The organism is Bradyrhizobium niftali (assembly GCF_004571025.1).
GTDB classification, from domain to species: domain Bacteria; phylum Pseudomonadota; class Alphaproteobacteria; order Rhizobiales; family Xanthobacteraceae; genus Bradyrhizobium; species Bradyrhizobium niftali.
The window spans coordinates 90,963-108,653 of record NZ_SPQT01000031.1 but is presented as its reverse complement, the minus strand read 5'-3'; the positions used below and the strand labels follow the sequence as shown (position 1 = coordinate 108,653).

General features: G+C 64.9%; 13 protein-coding genes. 8 read left to right on the top strand and 5 right to left on the bottom strand.

What is annotated here, in order from left to right; translation table 11 throughout:
• Nucleotides 1-25: 25 nt before the first annotated feature.
• The 4 genes from flgH to flgF are packed head-to-tail and all read right to left on the bottom strand — an operon-like array spanning nt 26 to nt 3,513.
• Nucleotides 26-787, bottom strand: a complete 762-nt coding sequence (gene flgH, locus E4K65_RS37890) for a flagellar basal body L-ring protein FlgH (protein ID WP_135178431.1) — start codon at nt 785-787, stop codon at nt 26-28.
• A gap of 3 nt (nt 788-790) precedes the next feature.
• Nucleotides 791-1,936, bottom strand: coding sequence for a flagellar basal body P-ring formation chaperone FlgA (gene flgA / locus E4K65_RS37885; RefSeq protein WP_167771472.1), 1,146 nt, complete (start codon nt 1,934-1,936; stop codon nt 791-793).
• A 10-nt stretch (nt 1,937-1,946) separates the two neighbouring features.
• On the bottom strand, nt 1,947-2,735 hold the full coding sequence (gene flgG, locus E4K65_RS37880) for a flagellar basal-body rod protein FlgG (RefSeq protein WP_018642817.1): 789 nt from the start codon (nt 2,733-2,735) through the stop codon (nt 1,947-1,949).
• Between the two features lie 16 nt (nt 2,736-2,751).
• Entirely contained in the window at nt 2,752-3,513 is a 762-nt protein-coding gene (gene flgF, locus E4K65_RS37875) for a flagellar basal-body rod protein FlgF (RefSeq protein WP_135178429.1), read from the bottom strand.
• Nucleotides 3,514-3,897: 384 nt separating this feature from the next.
• Between flgF and fliL the strand changes: the two genes are divergently transcribed.
• The 5 genes from fliL (at nt 3,898) to E4K65_RS37845 (ending at nt 7,637) form a co-directional block, all read left to right on the top strand.
• Nucleotides 3,898-4,398: a flagellar basal body-associated protein FliL gene (gene fliL / locus E4K65_RS37870; protein ID WP_135178428.1), complete on the top strand. Its 501-nt coding sequence runs from the start codon at nt 3,898-3,900 to the stop codon at nt 4,396-4,398.
• 29 nt (nt 4,399-4,427) lie between these two features.
• Nucleotides 4,428-5,630 carry a flagellar motor switch protein FliM gene (fliM, locus tag E4K65_RS37865; protein WP_135178427.1) on the top strand — a complete coding sequence of 401 codons (1,203 nt, stop codon included), beginning with the start codon at nt 4,428-4,430 and terminating at the stop codon, nt 5,628-5,630.
• Nucleotides 5,627-6,073, top strand: coding sequence for a DUF6468 domain-containing protein (locus E4K65_RS37860; RefSeq protein WP_135178426.1), 447 nt, complete (start codon nt 5,627-5,629; stop codon nt 6,071-6,073). Before fliM ends, E4K65_RS37860 begins: the two co-directional genes overlap by 4 nt.
• A 9-nt stretch (nt 6,074-6,082) precedes the next feature.
• Nucleotides 6,083-6,844: a MotE family protein gene (locus tag E4K65_RS37855; RefSeq protein ID WP_027548520.1), complete on the top strand. Its 762-nt coding sequence runs from the start codon at nt 6,083-6,085 to the stop codon at nt 6,842-6,844.
• Between the two features lie 592 nt (nt 6,845-7,436).
• Nucleotides 7,437-7,637 (top strand): hypothetical protein, encoded by a 201-nt coding sequence (locus E4K65_RS37845; protein ID WP_135178424.1) that lies wholly within the window; start codon nt 7,437-7,439, stop codon nt 7,635-7,637.
• 22 nt (nt 7,638-7,659) lie between these two features.
• On the opposite strand, the gene E4K65_RS37840 is transcribed toward E4K65_RS37845, so the two are convergent.
• Nucleotides 7,660-11,343: a VCBS domain-containing protein gene (locus tag E4K65_RS37840; protein ID WP_235885915.1), complete on the bottom strand. Its 3,684-nt coding sequence runs from the start codon at nt 11,341-11,343 to the stop codon at nt 7,660-7,662.
• A gap of 558 nt (nt 11,344-11,901) precedes the next feature.
• On the opposite strand from E4K65_RS37840, the gene E4K65_RS37830 reads away from it, so the two are divergent.
• The 3 genes from E4K65_RS37830 (at nt 11,902) to E4K65_RS37820 (ending at nt 17,496) form a co-directional block, all read left to right on the top strand.
• Nucleotides 11,902-12,531: a FecR family protein gene (locus E4K65_RS37830; RefSeq protein ID WP_235885913.1), complete on the top strand. Its 630-nt coding sequence runs from the start codon at nt 11,902-11,904 to the stop codon at nt 12,529-12,531.
• Between the two features lie 52 nt (nt 12,532-12,583).
• Complete coding sequence (locus E4K65_RS37825; RefSeq protein ID WP_135178421.1) at nt 12,584-13,447, top strand: tetratricopeptide repeat protein; 864 nt, start codon at nt 12,584-12,586, stop codon at nt 13,445-13,447.
• A 305-nt stretch (nt 13,448-13,752) separates the two neighbouring features.
• Nucleotides 13,753-17,496, top strand: coding sequence for a tetratricopeptide repeat protein (locus tag E4K65_RS37820; protein WP_167771478.1), 3,744 nt, complete (start codon nt 13,753-13,755; stop codon nt 17,494-17,496).
• Nucleotides 17,497-17,691 lie beyond the last annotated feature (195 nt).

The following is a 17,691-nucleotide window of genomic DNA, read 5'->3' as shown; positions in this document are numbered from 1 at the left end:
CACGATGTGGGAGCTCGGGAGAGGCTTAGAAGGGCAGCAGCACGTCCATGACCTGCTGGCCGTAGCGCGGCTGCTGCACGTCCGTGATCTGGCCGCGGCCGCCATAGGCGATGCGGGCCTGCGCGATCTTGCTGGAATCGATGGTGTTGTCGCTCTGGATGTCCTCGGGGCGGACGATGCCGGCGACCACGAGCTCGCGGATTTCGTAGTTGACGCGGATCTCCTGCTTGCCTTCGACCACGAGGTTGCCGTTCGGCAGCACTTGCGTCACCACCGCGGCGACGTTGGTCTGCAAGGCTTCCGTGCGATTGACCGAGCCCTTGCCATCGGCGGAGGATGTCGAGTCGGTGGTGAGAAGGCGGCCGGGCAGGACCTTGAGTGGCTGCGTGACCGTTTGGCTGCCGATAAAATCGGTAATTCCCGAGTCTTCCTTGGCGGTGCGGCTGCGCTGGGTTTCGTTGGAGAGGTTCGCCTTGTCGGTGATGTTCACGGTCACGGTGAGGAGGTCGCCGATCTGGTGAGCGCGCTGGTCCTTGAAGAAGGCGCGGCTGCCGTTCCGCCACAGCGAGTTCGGATTGTAGGAGGCGACTTCCGGCTTCGGCATCGGCATCTGCACCGGCTTGTAGCCGGGCTGCGTCGTCGGATTGTCGATCGCCGACAATTTCGGTTGCTCGCCGATCTGCGACAGGCGGTCGATCGAGGAACAGCCGCCCAGCGCGCAAGAGGCCAGCAGCAGGGCAGAGATCGCGATGCGACGAAGACGGGAAGCCGAACTGAAACTGGACATGACTTACTCTGACTTGGCTGGAGCTTGCGAGATGCGGGCTTGCGGGATCTGGGCTTGGGCGATCTGGGCCGGAGACGCGGGGGCCTGGACCAGGCTTTGGGCGAGCGCAGCAGCAGCAGCGGCCGCGGGGGCGGGCGTTTCGTCGCGCTTGAGCGAGGAGGTCTGCTCGACCGCGGGCGGCATCGGCGCGGACTGGCTCGCGCCTTGGACCGTGATCTGGCCGCGGCCGGTGACGACGCCGGTCAGCGTGCGCTTGGATTGCAGGTTGAGCACGCTGACGGTGTCGCCCTCGGCGCCGCTCTCGATCGCCTTGCCGCGCGTGGTGAGGTAGAGGCCGGGCACCTGGTAGATGATGGTGACGTTCTGGTCGCGCTGCACGAAGTCGGGCTTGACGATGTCGGCGACCCGGATCGGCGTGCCCGCCCGCATCGGCCGGCGCAGCTGCATGCCGATGGTGCGGTCGCGCGAGGCGGCCTCGCCGGTGACCTCGGCCTTGGGCCGGCGCTCCAGCGTGACGTCGGAGGATTTCAGGAGGTCGGCGCGGTCGATGTCGCGCGTCAGCACGGCCACTTCCACGGTCTCGATCGCGGAGCCGGTGAAGCGCAGCTTGGTCGGCGCCGGATTGTTGTCGTTGTTGATCTCGAAGGCGATGTCGAAACGGCCGCTGCGGGCGTCGTAACGGGTTGCCACCGGCTGGAGCGCGCCGGTGTTGGAGGCGTCCAGCCGCATGTCGGCGACGCCGCGGTCGAAGGTGACGGTGATGTTGGCGACATCGCCAAGGCCGAAGCGGCGCTCGAGCGCCGAGGCGACCGCGTTTTCGAGGTCCTTGTTGGCGAGGGTGCGGGCGAGGCGGGTGACCTGGACTTCCCTGACGTCGCCGGTCATCACGCCGATCACCTGCTTTGCGCGCAACACCGACAGGACTTGCGCGACCGGCAGCGCGCCGGTGGTGCCGAGATCGGGCGAGCGGTAGACCGGGATCAGCGCGGCCGAGCCGGCATTGTCGATGAGATCGCCGACCCGCACCACGTCGGAGGTCACGGTGACGCTCGCGCGCAGCGTCGGCGCCGCGATGACGTCGTCGGCGGCCTGCGCCGGCAGCGCCAGCAGCAGGAGAGCGGAGATCGTGGCGAGGGTGGTGCGAATCATCGTCATTGCCTCAGCGGAACAGCGCCGTGGTCGATTGCATCATCTGGTCGGCGGCGCTGATGACCTTGGCGTTCATCTCGTAGGCGCGCTGGGCGGCGATCAGGTCGCTCATTTCCGAGACGACGTCGACATTGGCCTGTTCCAGGCTGCCCTGCGTGATCTTGCCGTAGCCTTCGGCATTCGCGGTGCCGTCCTGCGGCGGGCCGGAGGAGGGCGTTTCGGTGAACTGGTTGCTTCCGACGGGCTGCAAACCCGCCTTGTTGATGAACCGGGTCACGCCGATCTGGCCGATGATCGAGGAGGTCGACGAGCCCGGCAGCGTCACCGAGACCTGGCCCTGCTCGCTGACGGAGATGCCGGAGGCGTTGTTCGGGATGGTGATGGTCGGCTGCACCGGGTTGCCCTGCGCGGTGACGACGCGACCCTGATTGTCCATCTGGAAGGTGCCGTCGCGGGTGTACTGGTAGGTCCCGTCGGGCATCAGGATCTTGAAGAAGCCTTCACCCGACATCGCGAGGTCGAGATCGTTGCCGGTCTGCGACAGCGTGCCCTGCGTCATGCTGCGCGGCGTGCCGACGGTCTTGACGCCGCCGCCGATGTCGACACCGACGGGCAGGATGGTGCCCTGGTCCGAGGCCTGCGCGCCGACGCGGCGGACGTGCTCGTAGATCAGGTCCTGGAACGCCGCGGTCTGCTTCTTGAAGCCGGTGGTGCGCAGGTTCGCGATGTTGTTGGAGATGACCTGGACGTTGAGTTCCTGGGCCGCCATTCCGGTCGCAGCGGTGTGGAGCGCTTGCATGTCAGAGGTCCCCTAATCAGGCCGGAACGTCGGCGAGCTTCTCGATCGCCGATTTGTGGAGGTCGCTCTGCTGCTGGAGCAGATTGGCGATGGCGGTGTAGCTGCGCATGACTTCGACCATGCGGCTCATCTCGCCGACCGAGTTCACGTTCGACTTCTCGATGTAGCCCTGGCGCACGGTGGACTTGGTGTCGGCCTGCTGGGTCGCGGAGCCGGCGCTGTAGAGGTTGGCGCCGAACTTGGTCAGCCGGGCCGGATCGTCGAACGAGGCCATGCGGATCTTGCCGCGGATCGAGTCGGTCTTGGCCGTGCCCTCGAGCACCGTGACGGTGCCGTCGGGGGCGATATTGATGTCGTGGTCGGTCGGCTGGAAGGTGATCGGGCCGCCGGTGCCGAGCACGAGGTTGCCCTCGGAGGTGACGAGCTGGCCGGTGCTGCTGAGCGAGAATTTGCCGTCGCGGGTGTAGCGCTCGGCGCCGTTGGCCTGCACCGCGAAGAAGGCGTTGCCGTCGATCGCCATGTCGAGCGGGTTGTTGGTCGCCTCCATCGGCCCCTGGCCGACGTCGCGGAAGGTGCCGCGGTCCTGCACATAGGAGACCCGGCGGTCGGAACCGACGAAATTGTCCTCCCGCGCGTTCGAGTTGAGATACTCCTCGAACAGCGAATGGTCGGCCTTGAAGCCGTTGGTGTTGGCATTGGCGACGTTGTTGGCGATGACATCCATCTGCCGTTCCAACGTCATCTGCCGTGACAAGCCGATCAGAAGCGCGTTCTGCATCGGAAGATCTCCCCTGAGTGAGATCTGCCACCTCGCTCTCCCAAGCGCCTTGGCGGACCCCGTGAACGAGACCGTCAGGTTCTCCCAAACCCGTCGGTCTCGGTCCTCTCTCAGCGAAAGCCGTGCCAACGCAGAAAATTGTTTAACATCAATATCTTGATTGTTTTTCGAGGGCGCGGAAGGGCGGCAGAAAGGTTCTGTTAGCCATGTTTGCCCGGCAGATTTTTCCTAGTGGAGGCTCAATCGAAAGATTCCGTTAACCATTATTACCGTAGCGTTTGCGTGCAAGGGAGCGCATTGCGCTGGGGCATTTGTATCGCGTCATTGTCTGCCAGGGGGCTTCGCTCTTTCGATTCCTATAAGAGATGAGCGAGCCGGGCGACCATGGCAGAAAACGAAGCGGAAGGCGGCACAGCCGCCGAAGGCGCGGAAGCCGCTCCCCCGAAGAACAAGCTCAAGCTCATCATCATGGCCGTCGGCCTGCTCGCCGTCCTCGGCGGCGGTGCGGCGACCTGGTTCTTCTTCTTCCGTCACGGCGACGACGAGCATCATGCCGAGGCGGCGCCCCCGCCGAAGCCGCCGGCCTTCGTCGAGGTGCCCGACATGATGGTCAACCTCGCCGGTGCTCCGGGCGAGCGCGTGCAATATCTGAAGCTGAAGATCGTGCTGGAGCTGAAGGAAGAGAAGCAGATCGAGGCGATCAAGCCGGCGATGCCGCGCGTCACTGACATCTTCCAGACCTACGTGCGCGAGCTGCGCTCCTCCGACCTCAACGGCTCCGCCGGCATCTTCCGCCTCAAGGAAGAGCTGACCAAGCGCGTCAATGCGGCGGTCGCGCCGGTCCAGGTCAGCGCGGTGCTGTTCAAGGAAGTCGTGATCCAGTGACGGCACAGGGAAGGTAACGGGCTAGCGCCATGGCCGGCAACGAGCAGATGGACCAGGATGCGATTGCCGCCCAATGGGAGGCTTCGCTCGATTCCGAGGATCCCGCGGAGGCCGCGAAGGCCGCTGCCGAAAACGAACTCTCCGAGACCATGGCCCTGCAATGGGCGGCCATGGTCGAGGACGGCAGCCGCGACCTCGGCACCGGCAAGAACTCCGGCGAGCGGGTGCTGTCGCAGGAGGAGATCGACAACCTCCTCGGCTTCGCCGTCGGCGACGTCACGCTCGACGACCATTCCGGCATTCGCGCGATCATCGATTCGGCGATGGTCTCCTACGAGCGTCTGCCGATGCTCGAAATCGTCTTCGACCGCCTGGTGCGGCTCCTGACGACTTCCCTACGCAATTTCACCTCGGACAACGTCGAAGTCTCGCTCGACCGCATCACCTCGGTGCGCTTCGGCGACTACATGAACTCGATCCCGCTGCCGGCCGTGCTCTCGGTGTTCAAGGCCGAGGAGTGGGACAATTTCGGCATGGCGACGGTCGATTCCAACCTGATCTACTCGATGATCGACGTGCTGCTCGGCGGCCGCCGCGGCACCAGCCAGCTCCGCATCGAGGGCCGGCCCTACACCACGATCGAGACCGAGCTGGTCAAGCGGCTGGTCGAGGTGGTGCTGACCGACGCCGAGCAGGCGTTCCGGCCGCTGTCGCCGGTGACCTTCACGATCGACCGGCTCGAGACCAACCCGCGTTTCGCCGCGATCAGCCGTCCCGCCAACGCCGCGATCCTGGTGCGCCTGCGCATCGACATGGAAGACCGCGGCGGCAATATCGAGCTCCTGCTGCCTTACGCGACCATCGAACCGATCCGGGGCGTCCTGCTCCAGATGTTCATGGGCGAAAAGTTCGGCCGCGATCCGGTCTGGGAAGGCCATTTCGCGACCGAGATCGGCCAGGCCGAGATCGCCGTCGACGCCGTGCTCTACGAGGCCGACATCCCGCTCAAGCAGCTGATGCGGCTGAAGGTCGGCGACACGCTGCCGCTGGACATGCGCGCGGATGCCAACGTCACCGTGCGCTGCGGCGACGTCACAATCACCGAAGGACGCATGGGACGGGTCGGCGACCGCGTCGCTATCAGGGTGACGAAACCCTTGCGCAAGCCAAATACGACACTTGCGATGTTCGAGAAGGTGGACGAGCAGAACAAGATGATGGAGGCCCCATGAACCACTCCCTTGGAATGGCGATCGAGACGCTGGTGGCTATCTTGCTGATGCTCACGATCGGCTACTGCATCCTGCTGAACAAGCGGCTGACGCGGCTGAAGGCGGACGAGCATTCGCTGAAGGCGGTCATCGCCGAGCTGATCACCGCGACCGAGATCGCCGAGCGCGCGATCGGCGGGCTGAAGCTCGCCGTGCGCGACGTCAACGAGAACCTCGGCAGCCAGCTCGCGGCGGCGACCCAGATGTCGGACCAGCTCTACAAGCAGCTGGGCGAAGCCGACAACGTGGTGCGGCGCCTGTCCAAGATCGCGATCGCCGCGCGCCCCGTGACCAATCCGGAAACGGTTGCCGCGCCCGCGGCCAAGCCCTCGTCGGCCAAGGCGGTGGCGGCTGCGGCCGAAGCCTTCTCCGAGCGAAGACGGTCCAACGGCCTTGCCGCATGAAGTCAGGGTATGAAATCCTTTCGTAACATCCGCGTCATTCCGGTCGTCCTGGTTGCCGTCGCAGGTCTCGCCACGCTCAAGGTCGCGGGCCTCGCGATCAATGGCGGCTATGTCTTCGACTACCAGCCGAAACAAGCCAAGAAGTCCTGGGCGCAGGAGAATCTGAACTTTCCGACCGGACGGGAAGACCCCGACATCACCGGCTCGACCCATGGCGCGCCGAAGGAGGCGCCGAAGCCGGCCGCGCCCGAGACCAAGCCCGAGGGCACCGTGGTCAAGGTGGAGGAAGCCCAGCCGCAGGTCTCGGCCTCCGAGCGCGCGATCCTGGAGCGGTTGCAGTCGCGCCGCCAGGAGATCGAGGCCCGCCAGCGCGAGATCGACATCCGCGAGAGCCTGCTGAAATCGGCCGAAAAGCGCATCGAGAACAAGGTCGAGGAGATGAAGGCGGTGGAATCCCGCATCTCCACGACCCAGGCCGAGCAGAAGGCCGCCGAAGCCCAACGCATGAAGGGCCTCGTCACCATGTATGAGGGCATGAAGCCGAAGGACGCCGCGCGGGTGTTCGACCGGCTCGAGATGGGCGTGCTGATCGAGATCGCCTCCGCCATCGCGCCGCGAAAGATGTCGGACATCCTGGGACTGATGTCGCCGGAGGCCGCCGAGCGGCTGACCGTCGAGATGGCCCGTCGCGCCAATGGCGGCGGCGATCAATCGGCTTCCGCCGGCGACCTGCCCAAGATCGACGGCAAGCCGACGCAAAAGCCGAATTGAGCGCGCGAGAGCCGTGGCGCGCTGCGGCAGCTTGCGCGCAGTTGCGCGGCCCCTCGGCCGGCACGCGGCCAGATGCCTTGCGTGCCTAATTTGCGATCCGCTGCTGAACCCCGCGACCGGTCGAGCTCAGCTGTTTCTCGACGGGAAGGAGGGTCTCGCAGTGCTGCCTGATCAGCGCAGCCTTCGTCATTCGAGTCACGAGATGCAGGGTGCTGTGGCAGCAGGAGCACTCGTACACCTTCAGTGCATAGCCCCGCGCGATTGGAAAGACGGCTACGACTGCTCTTGCCCGGCTACATACAATGCAGTTGGCTTCTCCGCTCATTGATTGCCCCCCAAAGGCTGACCAATCGAATTCGCATCGCCATGATCGCATCTGATTCAGAGTCGTCGATGGACCGCAACACCCCTAAGGTTGTGCGCGCGTGTCCGGCAACCAAGTCCGACTCGCGTTGCGGATGCAGCCGGAGCAAGCGGCATCTTCTGAGGATGCGATGAGTTGACGCGTACGAATGTGAAGTGGAGTACAGTGGCGCCGAAGCATTCGTCCTAGGCTTCTGCCATCCGTAGATCCGCAGCGGGGAGAGAAGCCATGAACTACTCGTCCGCAGCAGAACGCGCAATCGAAGCCGTCAATCGGCTACTCATCGCGGCGATGACGCTCGCCTGGACATCCGCACTTAGCCATCAACATGTGTTGCCGCCGCAAGGGGAAGACGGCGACGCTGATGATGACGCGGGTCTCGAGCGAGAGGATTCCTCCGCGCCGGATTGCGCGGGAAAACAACACTGAAGATACGGTCGCCGTGCGGACGTCACACGATCAGATCGTGCAGCACAAGAACGCCAGCTGCGCCTGCCCCGTGAGCCTGGTCAATGTGCGGCGGGGGCAGTTCAGGCATTGACGCCGCCGCGGATCCGTGGACTTTCCCGGCGTGTTCGTGATGACCGGACGGGTCCGGGGGATCATCCAATTCTACGCTGTGCTCTGAACCCTGGCCATGCGAAGCGCCATCCTTGAAGTCAAAGGAGTCGCCGAACTGGTGCGGACCGGCGGGCGCCGCATGAGCAGTAGAGGGCGGATCGACACCCGCCGGGCCGTGTCCGGGCACGTCGTGCTGTCCGGCTGCCTCGCTTGAAAGCGAATGATTGGGGCCGCCGTGGGCATGAGCAGCATTGTGGGCGCTTTCGGGAGCCGACGCACCATGGTCCTTGTCGCCGCTCTCCAGCGTATGCCCGCGCCGGGCGAGCTGTTCGGCCGCATCGTGGAGCGCCGCGAAAGCAACGTCAGGCGTGGGGGCACTTCCGGCGATCACGTCATTTTTTCCGATCGTCGTATCGGTGCTGTCGGGCACCGTTAGATGATCGAAGACGAAGCTGGTCGCCGTCGGTGCGGCCACATCGTGCAAGATCGCGGACAGCCCGGTCGGTGAGGTCGTTACCGCGGCACTGTCGGTGATCTCGGTCGTGCGCAGCTGCACGCCGTCCGAGCTGGCGAACCTCGGATATTCGGTCCATCCAAACTGGTCCGAACTGGCAAAAACGCCGGAGGCCTGGGCGGTTGATCTGTCCGTCGCGTTCCAGTCAGCGAGGAGCGTGCCGTCGCTGAGAGCGGTGTCGGACGAATCGGTGATCGTCACGGCGGTGGCGTCGCTTTGTGTCGTTGCGCTGAGATCGAGCGGCCCACTGTCGGCCGCCAGCACAGCGGCCGCCGCCGGCGTCACGATGAAATCCGACGCGTCGATGGTCGCAATTCCCTGCAAATGGATTTCGATCAGGCTGGAATCGCCAATGTGCAGGGTCTGGTCGCTCGGGTTGACATACACGATCGTCTCATTGGCCGCGCTGTCGTAGAGCCAGGCGATCGTATGAGCCGGCACAGTCGTGCTTGATGAGCTCAAGGCCAGGAGAACGAAGCCAAGCCCGCCGAGAGCCGTCAAGTCGATCTTGTCGGACCCCGACGCGAAATCGGTAATGGTGTCGAACTGGCCGGCGTTGGAATCGGCCACGGATAGATAGACGAAACGGTCGCTCCCATTGCTACCCGTGAGGTGGTCGGCACCAAATCCACCGGTTATGGTGTCGCTGCCGTTGTTGCCATTGATGGTGTCGTTGCCCGAACCACCGTAAATCGTGTCATCCCCGTCGTTGCCCTTGATCGTGTCATTGCCGGAGCCGCCATAGAGAATGTCGGCTTTGCCCGTACCGTTGACGGTATCACTGCCGGCTCCCGCGTAGATAATCTGACCTTCGTTGCCGCCTCCCGCGATAGTTTCGCTCCCCGGCGTTCCAAACACGTTGGGGGGATCGGATATCACGACGGACCCCGTGGCGAGGTTGTCAAAATCGTTGGGGTCTGCGTCGCTGGCACCATGGATGGTGACGGTCACGGATTGCGTCGTGCCGTCGATCGCAGTCACCGTGAAAGTGTCGGTTAACGCATCGCCCGGGTCCAGCGCCTGAACCACGCTGTTGTTGTTGTCGAGTGTGTAGGTCCATACGCCGGCTGCCGTCATGGTGAAGGTGCCGTACCCGCCGTCGCTCGCAGTTGGTGAGGCGACTGCCGTGAAAGTGTTCGGCGTATTGTCGACGTCTGTGTCGGTGAGCGTGCCGGTCGCGACGGGAATGCCGGACGCAGCGGTGCCTGCCTCGATCACTGAGCCGGTCGTGGTGCCGGAAATGATGGCGGCGTCGTTGGTGCCGTGGATGGCGATCGTCACCAGTTGCGGGGTGCCGTCGATGGCAGTCACAGTGAAACTGTCGGCGAGCGTGTCGCCGACATTGAGCGCCTGCACCGCGGCGTTGGCGTTGTCGAGGGTGTAGGCCCACACGCCGGCGGCGGTCATCGTGAAGGTGCCGTAGCCGTTCGCGCTTGTCTTTGGCGAACTTACCGCCGTGAAGATGTTGGACGTATTGTCGACGTCAACGGCGACGAGTGTGCCCGTCGCAGCCGGCGTGCCGGGCGTCCCGTTGGCGACGCCGCCCGCCTCGGTCACTGAACCGGTCGTGGTGCCGGAAACAATGGCGGCGTCGTTGGTGCCGTGGATGGTGATGGTGACCACTTGGGGGGTGCCGTCCAGAGTGGTCACTGTGAACGTGTCGGTCAGCGCCTCGCCGGCATTGAGCGCCTGCACCGCACCGTTGGTATTGTCGAGCGTGTAGGTCCACACGCCGGCTGCCGTCATTGTGAAGGTGCCGTAGCCGCCCGCGCTTGCCGTTGGGCCGACCGCCGTGAAGGCATTTGAGGTCGTGTCGACGTCGGCGTCGGTGAGCGTGCCGCTTGCAGTGGGTGTTCCGGGGCTTGCATTGGCAACGCCGCCGGCCTCGATCACCGAGCCGGCCGACGAGCCGGAGATAATGGCCGCGTCGCTGGCCCCATGGATGGTGATCGTCACCACTTGGGGGGTGCCGTCTATGGCGGTCACCGTAAAGTTGTCGATCAGCGTATCGCCCGCATTGAGCGCCTGCACCGCGGCGTTGGTGTCATCCAGGATGTAGGTCCACACGCCGGCCGCCGTCATCGTGAAGGCGCCGTAGCCGCCGGCGCTCGCTCTTGGCGAGCTCACTGCCGTGAAGGTGTTGGGCGGATTGTCGACGTCGGTGTCGGTGAGCGTGCCGGTCGCATTCGGCGTGCCGGGTGTTCCGTTGGCGGTGCCGCCAGCCTCGACAACCGAGCCGGTCGTGGTTCCGGAGATGAATGCAGCGTCGTTGACGCCGTTAAGGGTGATTGTGAAGGTCTGACTGGCAGAGGTGGAACCGTCGGAAACAGTCACAACGAAGCCGTCGGTCGTAGGCGCTGTCAGCGCGTTGATTGCGGCGCTGTCGGGCACGAACGTATAGGCGCCGCTCGTGCTGTTGACGTAGAGCGTCCCGTAGGGGCTCGTCTTCGACAGATCGTATGTCACTCCGTCCAGGACCGTGTTGCCGGCGCTCGCCCCGACGACGCCGAAGGTCAGCTTGCCGCTGTTGGTGCTGCTTGCGGCGAACGTTCCGCTCGTCGCAGTGAATGAGTCAAACACCACGGTATCGAGTTCGGCCGGCCCGGCTCCGGTGTTCAGCGTCGGCGGTGGTAGTACGATGAGAGGCTCAGGGGTGAAAACCAAAGGCTTCAGCAAATCTTGCGGCGCGGGTGCGTCGGGCGGAATGAAATTGATCGGCTGCAGCGGCAGGGATTTGACGAAGGGAGGCGTGCCCGAGCCGTGGGGCCCTTGAAGATTGGCGAGCGCGTCCTGTTGTGCGGTCTGCAACTCCTCCATTCGGGCGAGAGAGTTCGTGACCTGGTTCACACTGATCGTGGATCCTACCTTTTTGAGGACGATTGTCTCGCCGGGATCCTCGACGATGATGTGCCGCGGGATCGGCTCCTTGGTCACAAGCTCGAATGCACCGTGCGCGAGATCCTTGTAAGTGATGGCGTCGTCATCCAGGAACGTCACGTTCGGGTCTGCGGCCTGGGCCTGTTTGATCATCGAGAAGAACAATGCCGTGAGCGACAGCATCCCGAAGCGGCCGGCAGAGGCCCGCTCGCGAGTCTGCGCGACGGGTCCATCGAGAGAGCCGCTTGTGGCCGCCTTCACGCGGTGATGCCTGACCGCAGCGGTTTCAGACTCGTCCCCGGGCCTTCCAGCGGGCGTGACGGACATTGTTCGACCTCGATTGACAAGCGGTCGACCTCAGACGTCGCCGTATCTTTGCTGGCTTGCCGCGTCACGTGATCGGGAGCAATTTTGCGCCGGCAACCTCAGTCAGGCCCGCTGAAGGTCGTGGTTTTCCGAGAATTCCGCCCAGGCATGTCACGGCAGAATTGCTGTCGTTTCACCCGACGGCACGGGCGAAAAGCTGGTTGAAATTACCTGGCAGGGATAGTGGCTCTTTCGGGCACGGCGATCAGCCATTCGGATTACTCCGGAATAGTCGGTTTGGCCGTCGTGGCTTGTTGCCGCTGCTCTGCCATAATGCGCGATGGTCTCGCCGACGCCGTCGGAGCCGTTCCGATGCTCAAAACAACGTCTTCAAAAAAGGGTTGAGCCATGGGCACTCACGCAGCGACTGTTCTCGTGGCAGGTATCGTCCTTGCGCTGGCCGGCTTGTCACTCAACCCAGTCCAGGCGCAGAACGATTCTCCGCGGCGAGCCGTTCTGGACTCGTCGTCGAAGCCAATCGGGAAAGTTGTGGCAGCCGATGGCTCGGTCATCATCGAGCATGTGGGAGCCGTCATTGTCCAGGCCAACGTCCCGGGCGAATCCATCCCGACGAAGATTGGCGATCCGGTCTATTTGGGCGATGTGGTTCGAACCGGTGCCGACAGTCGGGTCGGCATCAACTTCGTGGATGGGACGTCGTTCAACTTGTCGAGCAACACCCGCATGACGTTGGACGAATATGTCTACGAACCAGCCGGGAAGTCCAATTCGACGATCTTCAGCCTGACCAAGGGGACGTTCGTTTTTGTTGCCGGCCAGGTTGCGAAGACCGGTGACATGAAGATCGAAACGCCGGTCGCGACGATGGGCGTTCGAGGCACCACACCTCACGTCGAAATCTCGGATGACGGAACCACCAGGTTCTCCACTCTTATCGAAGAGGGCAAGAACAAATATTCGAAGAAGTCCGGCGTAACGGGGGCACCGCGACCCGAGCAAAGGGCGGAGCACAAGCTCAATCTGAACATCTGCCGCGGGTGCTGACGCTGGTTCTAGCCTCCGCGCAATCGCCAGATCTCAGAGGACGGGGCCTGACATGGAATCAAGATCGTCCGTCGTCAAAAGCGGAGTGGCGATTGGCGTCCTGCTGTTGGTTGGCTTGCCAGTCGCAGCCCAGAATTCCAAGGTGAACAGCAGCTATCTCAGTCATATTGAACCCTGCAACGGGGTAGGTACCATCTCGCTTGATGCCCGGATCGCTGCCTGCACGGCTTTCATCGAGGCGCGTCAGGGGACGACGGCAGCTCTGGCTATCGCCTATAACAATCGCGGCAATGCCTACACCGCAAAGGGCGACTTCGACAAAGCCATCCGCGATTTTGATCAGTCGATCGCGCTCAAGCCGACGTACACAAAGGCCTTCAACAACCGCGGTGTGGCTTACTTGAGGAAAGGCGAATATCAGCTCGCGATCGAGGCCTTTGACGATGCGATCAAGCTCGATCCCGACTATGGCGCCGCCTTCGTCAACCGCGCCGGAGCCTACCTGAAGAAAAATGACCACCGGCGCGCGGCGCATGACTACGACGAGGCCGTTCGTCTCCAGCCCGATTCGCAGGCCGCATGGAGCGGACGATGCTGGACCCGGGCGCTACTCGGTGCTTGGCAGGCCGCGCTGGAGGACTGTGACAGAGCGCTTCAATCCGGATCGACCAGCGCTGCCGTGTACGACACGCGCGGGCTGATTCACCTGAGGATGGGCGAGTTCGGTGCGGCGATCGCCGACTACAATTCTGCCTTGCGAGCCGCCCCGGAATTGGCGAGCGCGCTTTTTGGCCGCGGGCTTGCCAAGCTGAAGCAGGGCGACGCGATTGGCGGAGATGCTGACATTTCGGCTGCAAAGACAATTCAGGGCAATATCGGCGACGAGTTCGCGCATTATGGCGTCGGTCACGACTGAGTTCACGACCGGCTCTGGCTCGTCGATCATCGCAGAGGAATTTGCTGAGACGGCGGCCGCGGTGCACGCCGCGCCGGTCCCGCCCGGCGCCGGTGACGTCGGGGCGTTAACATCTCCTTAACCACTTGCTCTCCAAATTCGGAGCGCGAACGCCTCAGCCCGCACGCAAGGCGTCGCGACGCACTGCGCGGGATCAATTCGCCAATACAGCATTAACAAGTCCTTAATTGGCAAAACCTACATTCGACGCCATGGGCCGGCGCCATGTGCCGGTATGGGTCGTCGAACCGGAAGAAGTGCCGCCAATGGCGCAGAAGGCTGCCGCTGGATTTGTGTCGCGAGCCCGCGCCCTGGCGTGGGGGCTGTCGCGTCATGTCCGTAAGGCACCTGCGCTGGCAACCATCCTCCTGGTCGGCCTGATCGCCACAAGCCCGGCGCGGGCGGACCCGATCCGGGGCGAGGCCAGTTTTTCGGCTGGTGGCGGCTTTGCCCGTCTGGTGATCAAGCTCGGCGAGGATGTTCCCTCCGAGGTGACGACGGCCGGCTCCATTCTCATCATCCGCTTCGACCGGCCGGTCGACGTTCCCGTCGACCGGGTTCCGGAGGGCGCGCCCGACTACGTCAACTCCGCCCGCCGCGATCCCGACGGCGGCGCCATCCGCCTGTCGCTGGCGCGGCGCGTCACCGTCAACACCATGAATGCCGGCGAGCGCACCTTCATCGACCTGTTGCCGGAAGGCTGGAAGGGACCGCCGCCGAGCCTGCCCATGGATGTGGTCAAGGAACTCGCCGAGCGCGCGCGCGTCGCCGAACGGGCGCTGCGTGCGCAGCGCGCCGCAGCCGAGACCAAGAAGCGTCCGCAGATCCGTGTGCGCGCCTCGGTGCAGCCGACCTTCGTGCGCTTCGTGTTCGAGATGCCCGACGGCGTCGGCGTGTCCTCCGTGCTCAACGAGCAGAAGCTCACGCTGGCCTTCAACGCCAACCTCAGTTTCGACCTCGCGGACGCGGTCGTCGCGGCGCCGCCGAACGTCGCCTCGATCAAGCAGAAGGCCGACATCGACCAGACCAATGTCGAGATCGCGCTGATCGGCGATTCCGACGTGCACTCCTTCCGCGACGAGAAGAACTACGTCGTCGACGTCTCCTTCCAGCCGGACAAGGGTAAGGCGGCCGCGACGCCCGAGGCTGCGATTGCGCAGGCCAAGCCTGCCAGCCAGGGCCATGGACCGGCACCGGCCGCGGAAAAGCCGGCGGCCGAGAAGAATGACGCCCATCGCGAGGTCGTGCCGCCGACCTCCGAGACGATCGCGCGCGACGCCAGGATCGATATCAAGCCCGAGGCGAAGCCGGACGCGCCTGCCGCGATGCCCGCCGCCGAAGCGCCGAAACCGGCGCAGCCTCCTGCGGCCGAAGCTGCGGAAGCGCCCAAAGAAACGTCCAAGGAAGCCTCGAGGCCCACCCCGCCTGTTGCCGAAGCTCCGGCCGCGCCTGCCAAGCCCGCAATGGCCGAGGCGCCCAAGGAGGTCGTGAAGGAAGCGGCGAGGGATCCGGTCAAGGAAGCAGCCAAAGCTGCGCCCGCCGAGGCGCCGGCCGCGCCGCAGCCGGCCGCACCGAGCGTTGATGCGCGCCGCGACAGCGACGGCTTGCGGGTGACGTTCCCGCTTCAGGTCGCAACGCCCGCGGCGGCGTTCCGCCGCGGCGACACCATCTGGCTGGTGTTCGACACGCCGAAGCCGATCGACGTCGAGGCGATCCGCGCCAAGGGCGGCGCGATGATCGGCGAGGTCGGCCGCATCCCCCTCGACAAGGGACAGGCGGTGCGCATCCGTCTCACCCGGCCGCTGGTCTATTCGCTGACGAGCGAGGAGGTCGGCAAGGAGACCAACTGGCTGCTGACGCTTGCCGACAAGATCCAGGCGACGCCGCTGCCGCTGATGATGTCGCGCAACATCACCGACCCCGCGCTCGCCAACATCGCTATTCCCTTCGCCAATCCGGGCGTGCTGCACAAGTTCACCGATCCCGATGCCGGCGACATGCTCTATGTCGTCACCGCGCAGCGGCCGGTGCGCGGCTTCATCAAGCGTCAGGACCTCGTCGATCTCTCGCTGCTGGAATCCGCCCACGGCATCGCGATCCGGCCGAACTCCGACGAGGTCGGCGTCGAGGTCGGATCCGACAAGGTCATTCTCGGCAAGAAGGGCGGACTGACGCTGTCGCCGGTCGACATCTCTGCCGAGCGCGCCCCGACCGCGGTGCGCCCGATCTTCAGCCCCGAAGGCTGGCGCAAGGGACAGTCGGAAAACTTCATGACGCGCCAGAGCGACCTCATCACGGCGATCTCGGCCGTCGAGCCGGCGCTGCGCTCGCTGCCGCGGCTCGACCTCGCGCAGTTCTACATGTCGCGCGCGATGTATCACGAGGCCAAGGCCGTGACCGAATTGATGCTGAGCGATCCGCTCAACAAGGAGGAGAGCGGCACGCTGATCATGCATGCGATCGCGAGCATCCTGATCGGCCGGCCGGCGCAGGGCCTGAAGGACCTCGCCAATCCCGTGATCGGCAACAGCCACGACTCCCAGCTCTGGAAGGCGCTCGCCTACGCGCGCCAGGGCAAATGGGCGGACGCGCGCGAGAAGTTCAAGAACGTCGAATTCGCCATCGCCTCGCTGCCGCTCGACATCCAGCGCATCGTGACGATGGACGCGATGCGCGCCTCGCTCGAAGTGAAGGACTATGCCGGCGCCTCCAAGCGGCGCAGCGAGCTCGAGATCGTCGGCGTATCGCCCGAGGCTGCGCCCGGCTTCGCCGTGCTGCGCGGCCGGCTCGCCGAGGCGCTCGGCCACGACAGGGATGCGCTCGACGACTACAGGTTCGCGGTCGGCTCGAGCGACCGGCCGGCCGCGGCCGAGGCCAAGCAGCTCGAGGTCGCGTTGCGGCAGAAGCGCGACGAGATCAGCAAGGAAGACGCGCTTCGCGAGCTCGAGACGCTGTCGATGACCTGGCGCGGCGACGCGATCGAGGTCAAGACGCTGCAGATGCTGTCGCAGATCTATGCCGAGAACGGGCGCTACCGGGACGCGCTCACAGCGGCGCGCACCGCGACGAAGCTGCAGCCGAATGCCGAGCCCTCGCGCCAGGCGCAGGATCTCGCCTCCGACCTGTTCACGCAGATCTTCCTGGGGCCCAAGGGTGACGAACTGCCGCCGGTCGAGGCGCTCGGGATGTTCTACGAGTTCCGCGAGCTGACGCCGATCGGCCGCCGCGGCGACGAGCTGATCCGGCGTCTTGCCGACCGTCTCGCCTCGATCGACCTGCTCGACCAGGCCGCCGAGCTCCTGCAGTACCAGGTCGACCACCGCCTCGAAGGCGCCGCGCGTGCCCAGGTCGCCGCGCGTCTTTCCATGATCTATCTCGCCAACCGCAGGCCGGACATGGCGATCTCGGCGCTGCGCGCGAGCCGCATCAGCGATCTCTCCGGCGAGCTCAGGCAGCAGCGTCTGCTGCTCGAGGCCCGGGCGCAGAGCGACGTCGGCCGGCACGATCTCGCGCTCGACATCGTCTCCAACGTCTCCGGGCGCGAGGTGCTCCGCCTGCGTTCCGACATCTTCTGGGCGGCGCGGCGCTGGCGCGAGTCCGCCGAGCAGATCGAGCTCTATTACGGCGAGCGCTTCCGCGACTTCAAGCCGCTCAATGCGGTGGAGAAGAGCGACATCATCCGCGCCGCCGTCGGCTACGCGCTCGCCGACGATTCGATCGGCCTGTCGCGCTTCCGCGAGAAGTACGCGCCGCTGATGAGCGAGAGCGCCGACCGTCTCGCCTTCAACATCGCCAGCAAGCCGGCCGCGGCTTCCAGTGCCGAATTCGCCGAGATCGCGAAGCTGGCTGCGAGCGTCGACACGCTCGACGGCTTCCTGCGCGAGATGAAGCAGCGCTTCCCCGACGCCACCGCCCGCGCGCCATCCGGGCCGCAGGCCAAGGAAGAGACCGACCACACCGGCTCGCTGCCGAAGATCCCCGCCGTGCGGCAGATCAAGATGACGCGGTAGGGACCCTGCCGCCGCGTGGAGCGCGGCCGGGAACGGCGCCGCATCCTCCGTCATTGCGAACGCAGCGAAGCAATCCAGAATCTTTCCGCGGGGACAGTCTGGATTGCTTCGTCGCAAGGGCTCCTCGCAATGACGGGGAGGGGCCGGAGGCTATCATTGGGGGCGGTGGGGATGCGTCGCTGGCATCACCCACGT

Bases quoted from the DNA above. Each gene is read 5' to 3' on its own strand.
- flgH (WP_135178431.1), bottom strand. From the start codon at position 787: ATGTCCAGTTTCAGTTCGGCTTCCCGTCTTCGTCGCATCGCGATCTCT.
- flgA (WP_167771472.1), bottom strand. From the start codon at position 1,936: ATGATTCGCACCACCCTCGCCACGATCTCCGCTCTCCTGCTGCTGGCG.
- flgG (WP_018642817.1), bottom strand. From the start codon at position 2,735: ATGCAAGCGCTCCACACCGCTGCGACCGGAATGGCGGCCCAGGAACTC.
- flgF (WP_135178429.1), bottom strand. From the start codon at position 3,513: ATGCAGAACGCGCTTCTGATCGGCTTGTCACGGCAGATGACGTTGGAA.
- fliL (WP_135178428.1), top strand. From the start codon at position 3,898: ATGGCAGAAAACGAAGCGGAAGGCGGCACAGCCGCCGAAGGCGCGGAA.
- fliM (WP_135178427.1), top strand. From the start codon at position 4,428: ATGGCCGGCAACGAGCAGATGGACCAGGATGCGATTGCCGCCCAATGG.
- E4K65_RS37860 (WP_135178426.1), top strand. From the start codon at position 5,627: ATGAACCACTCCCTTGGAATGGCGATCGAGACGCTGGTGGCTATCTTG.
- E4K65_RS37855 (WP_027548520.1), top strand. From the start codon at position 6,083: ATGAAATCCTTTCGTAACATCCGCGTCATTCCGGTCGTCCTGGTTGCC.
- E4K65_RS37845 (WP_135178424.1), top strand. From the start codon at position 7,437: ATGAACTACTCGTCCGCAGCAGAACGCGCAATCGAAGCCGTCAATCGG.
- E4K65_RS37840 (WP_235885915.1), bottom strand. From the start codon at position 11,343: ATGCTGTCGCTCACGGCATTGTTCTTCTCGATGATCAAACAGGCCCAG.
- E4K65_RS37825 (WP_135178421.1), top strand. From the start codon at position 12,584: ATGGAATCAAGATCGTCCGTCGTCAAAAGCGGAGTGGCGATTGGCGTC.
- E4K65_RS37820 (WP_167771478.1), top strand. From the start codon at position 13,753: ATGGCGCAGAAGGCTGCCGCTGGATTTGTGTCGCGAGCCCGCGCCCTG.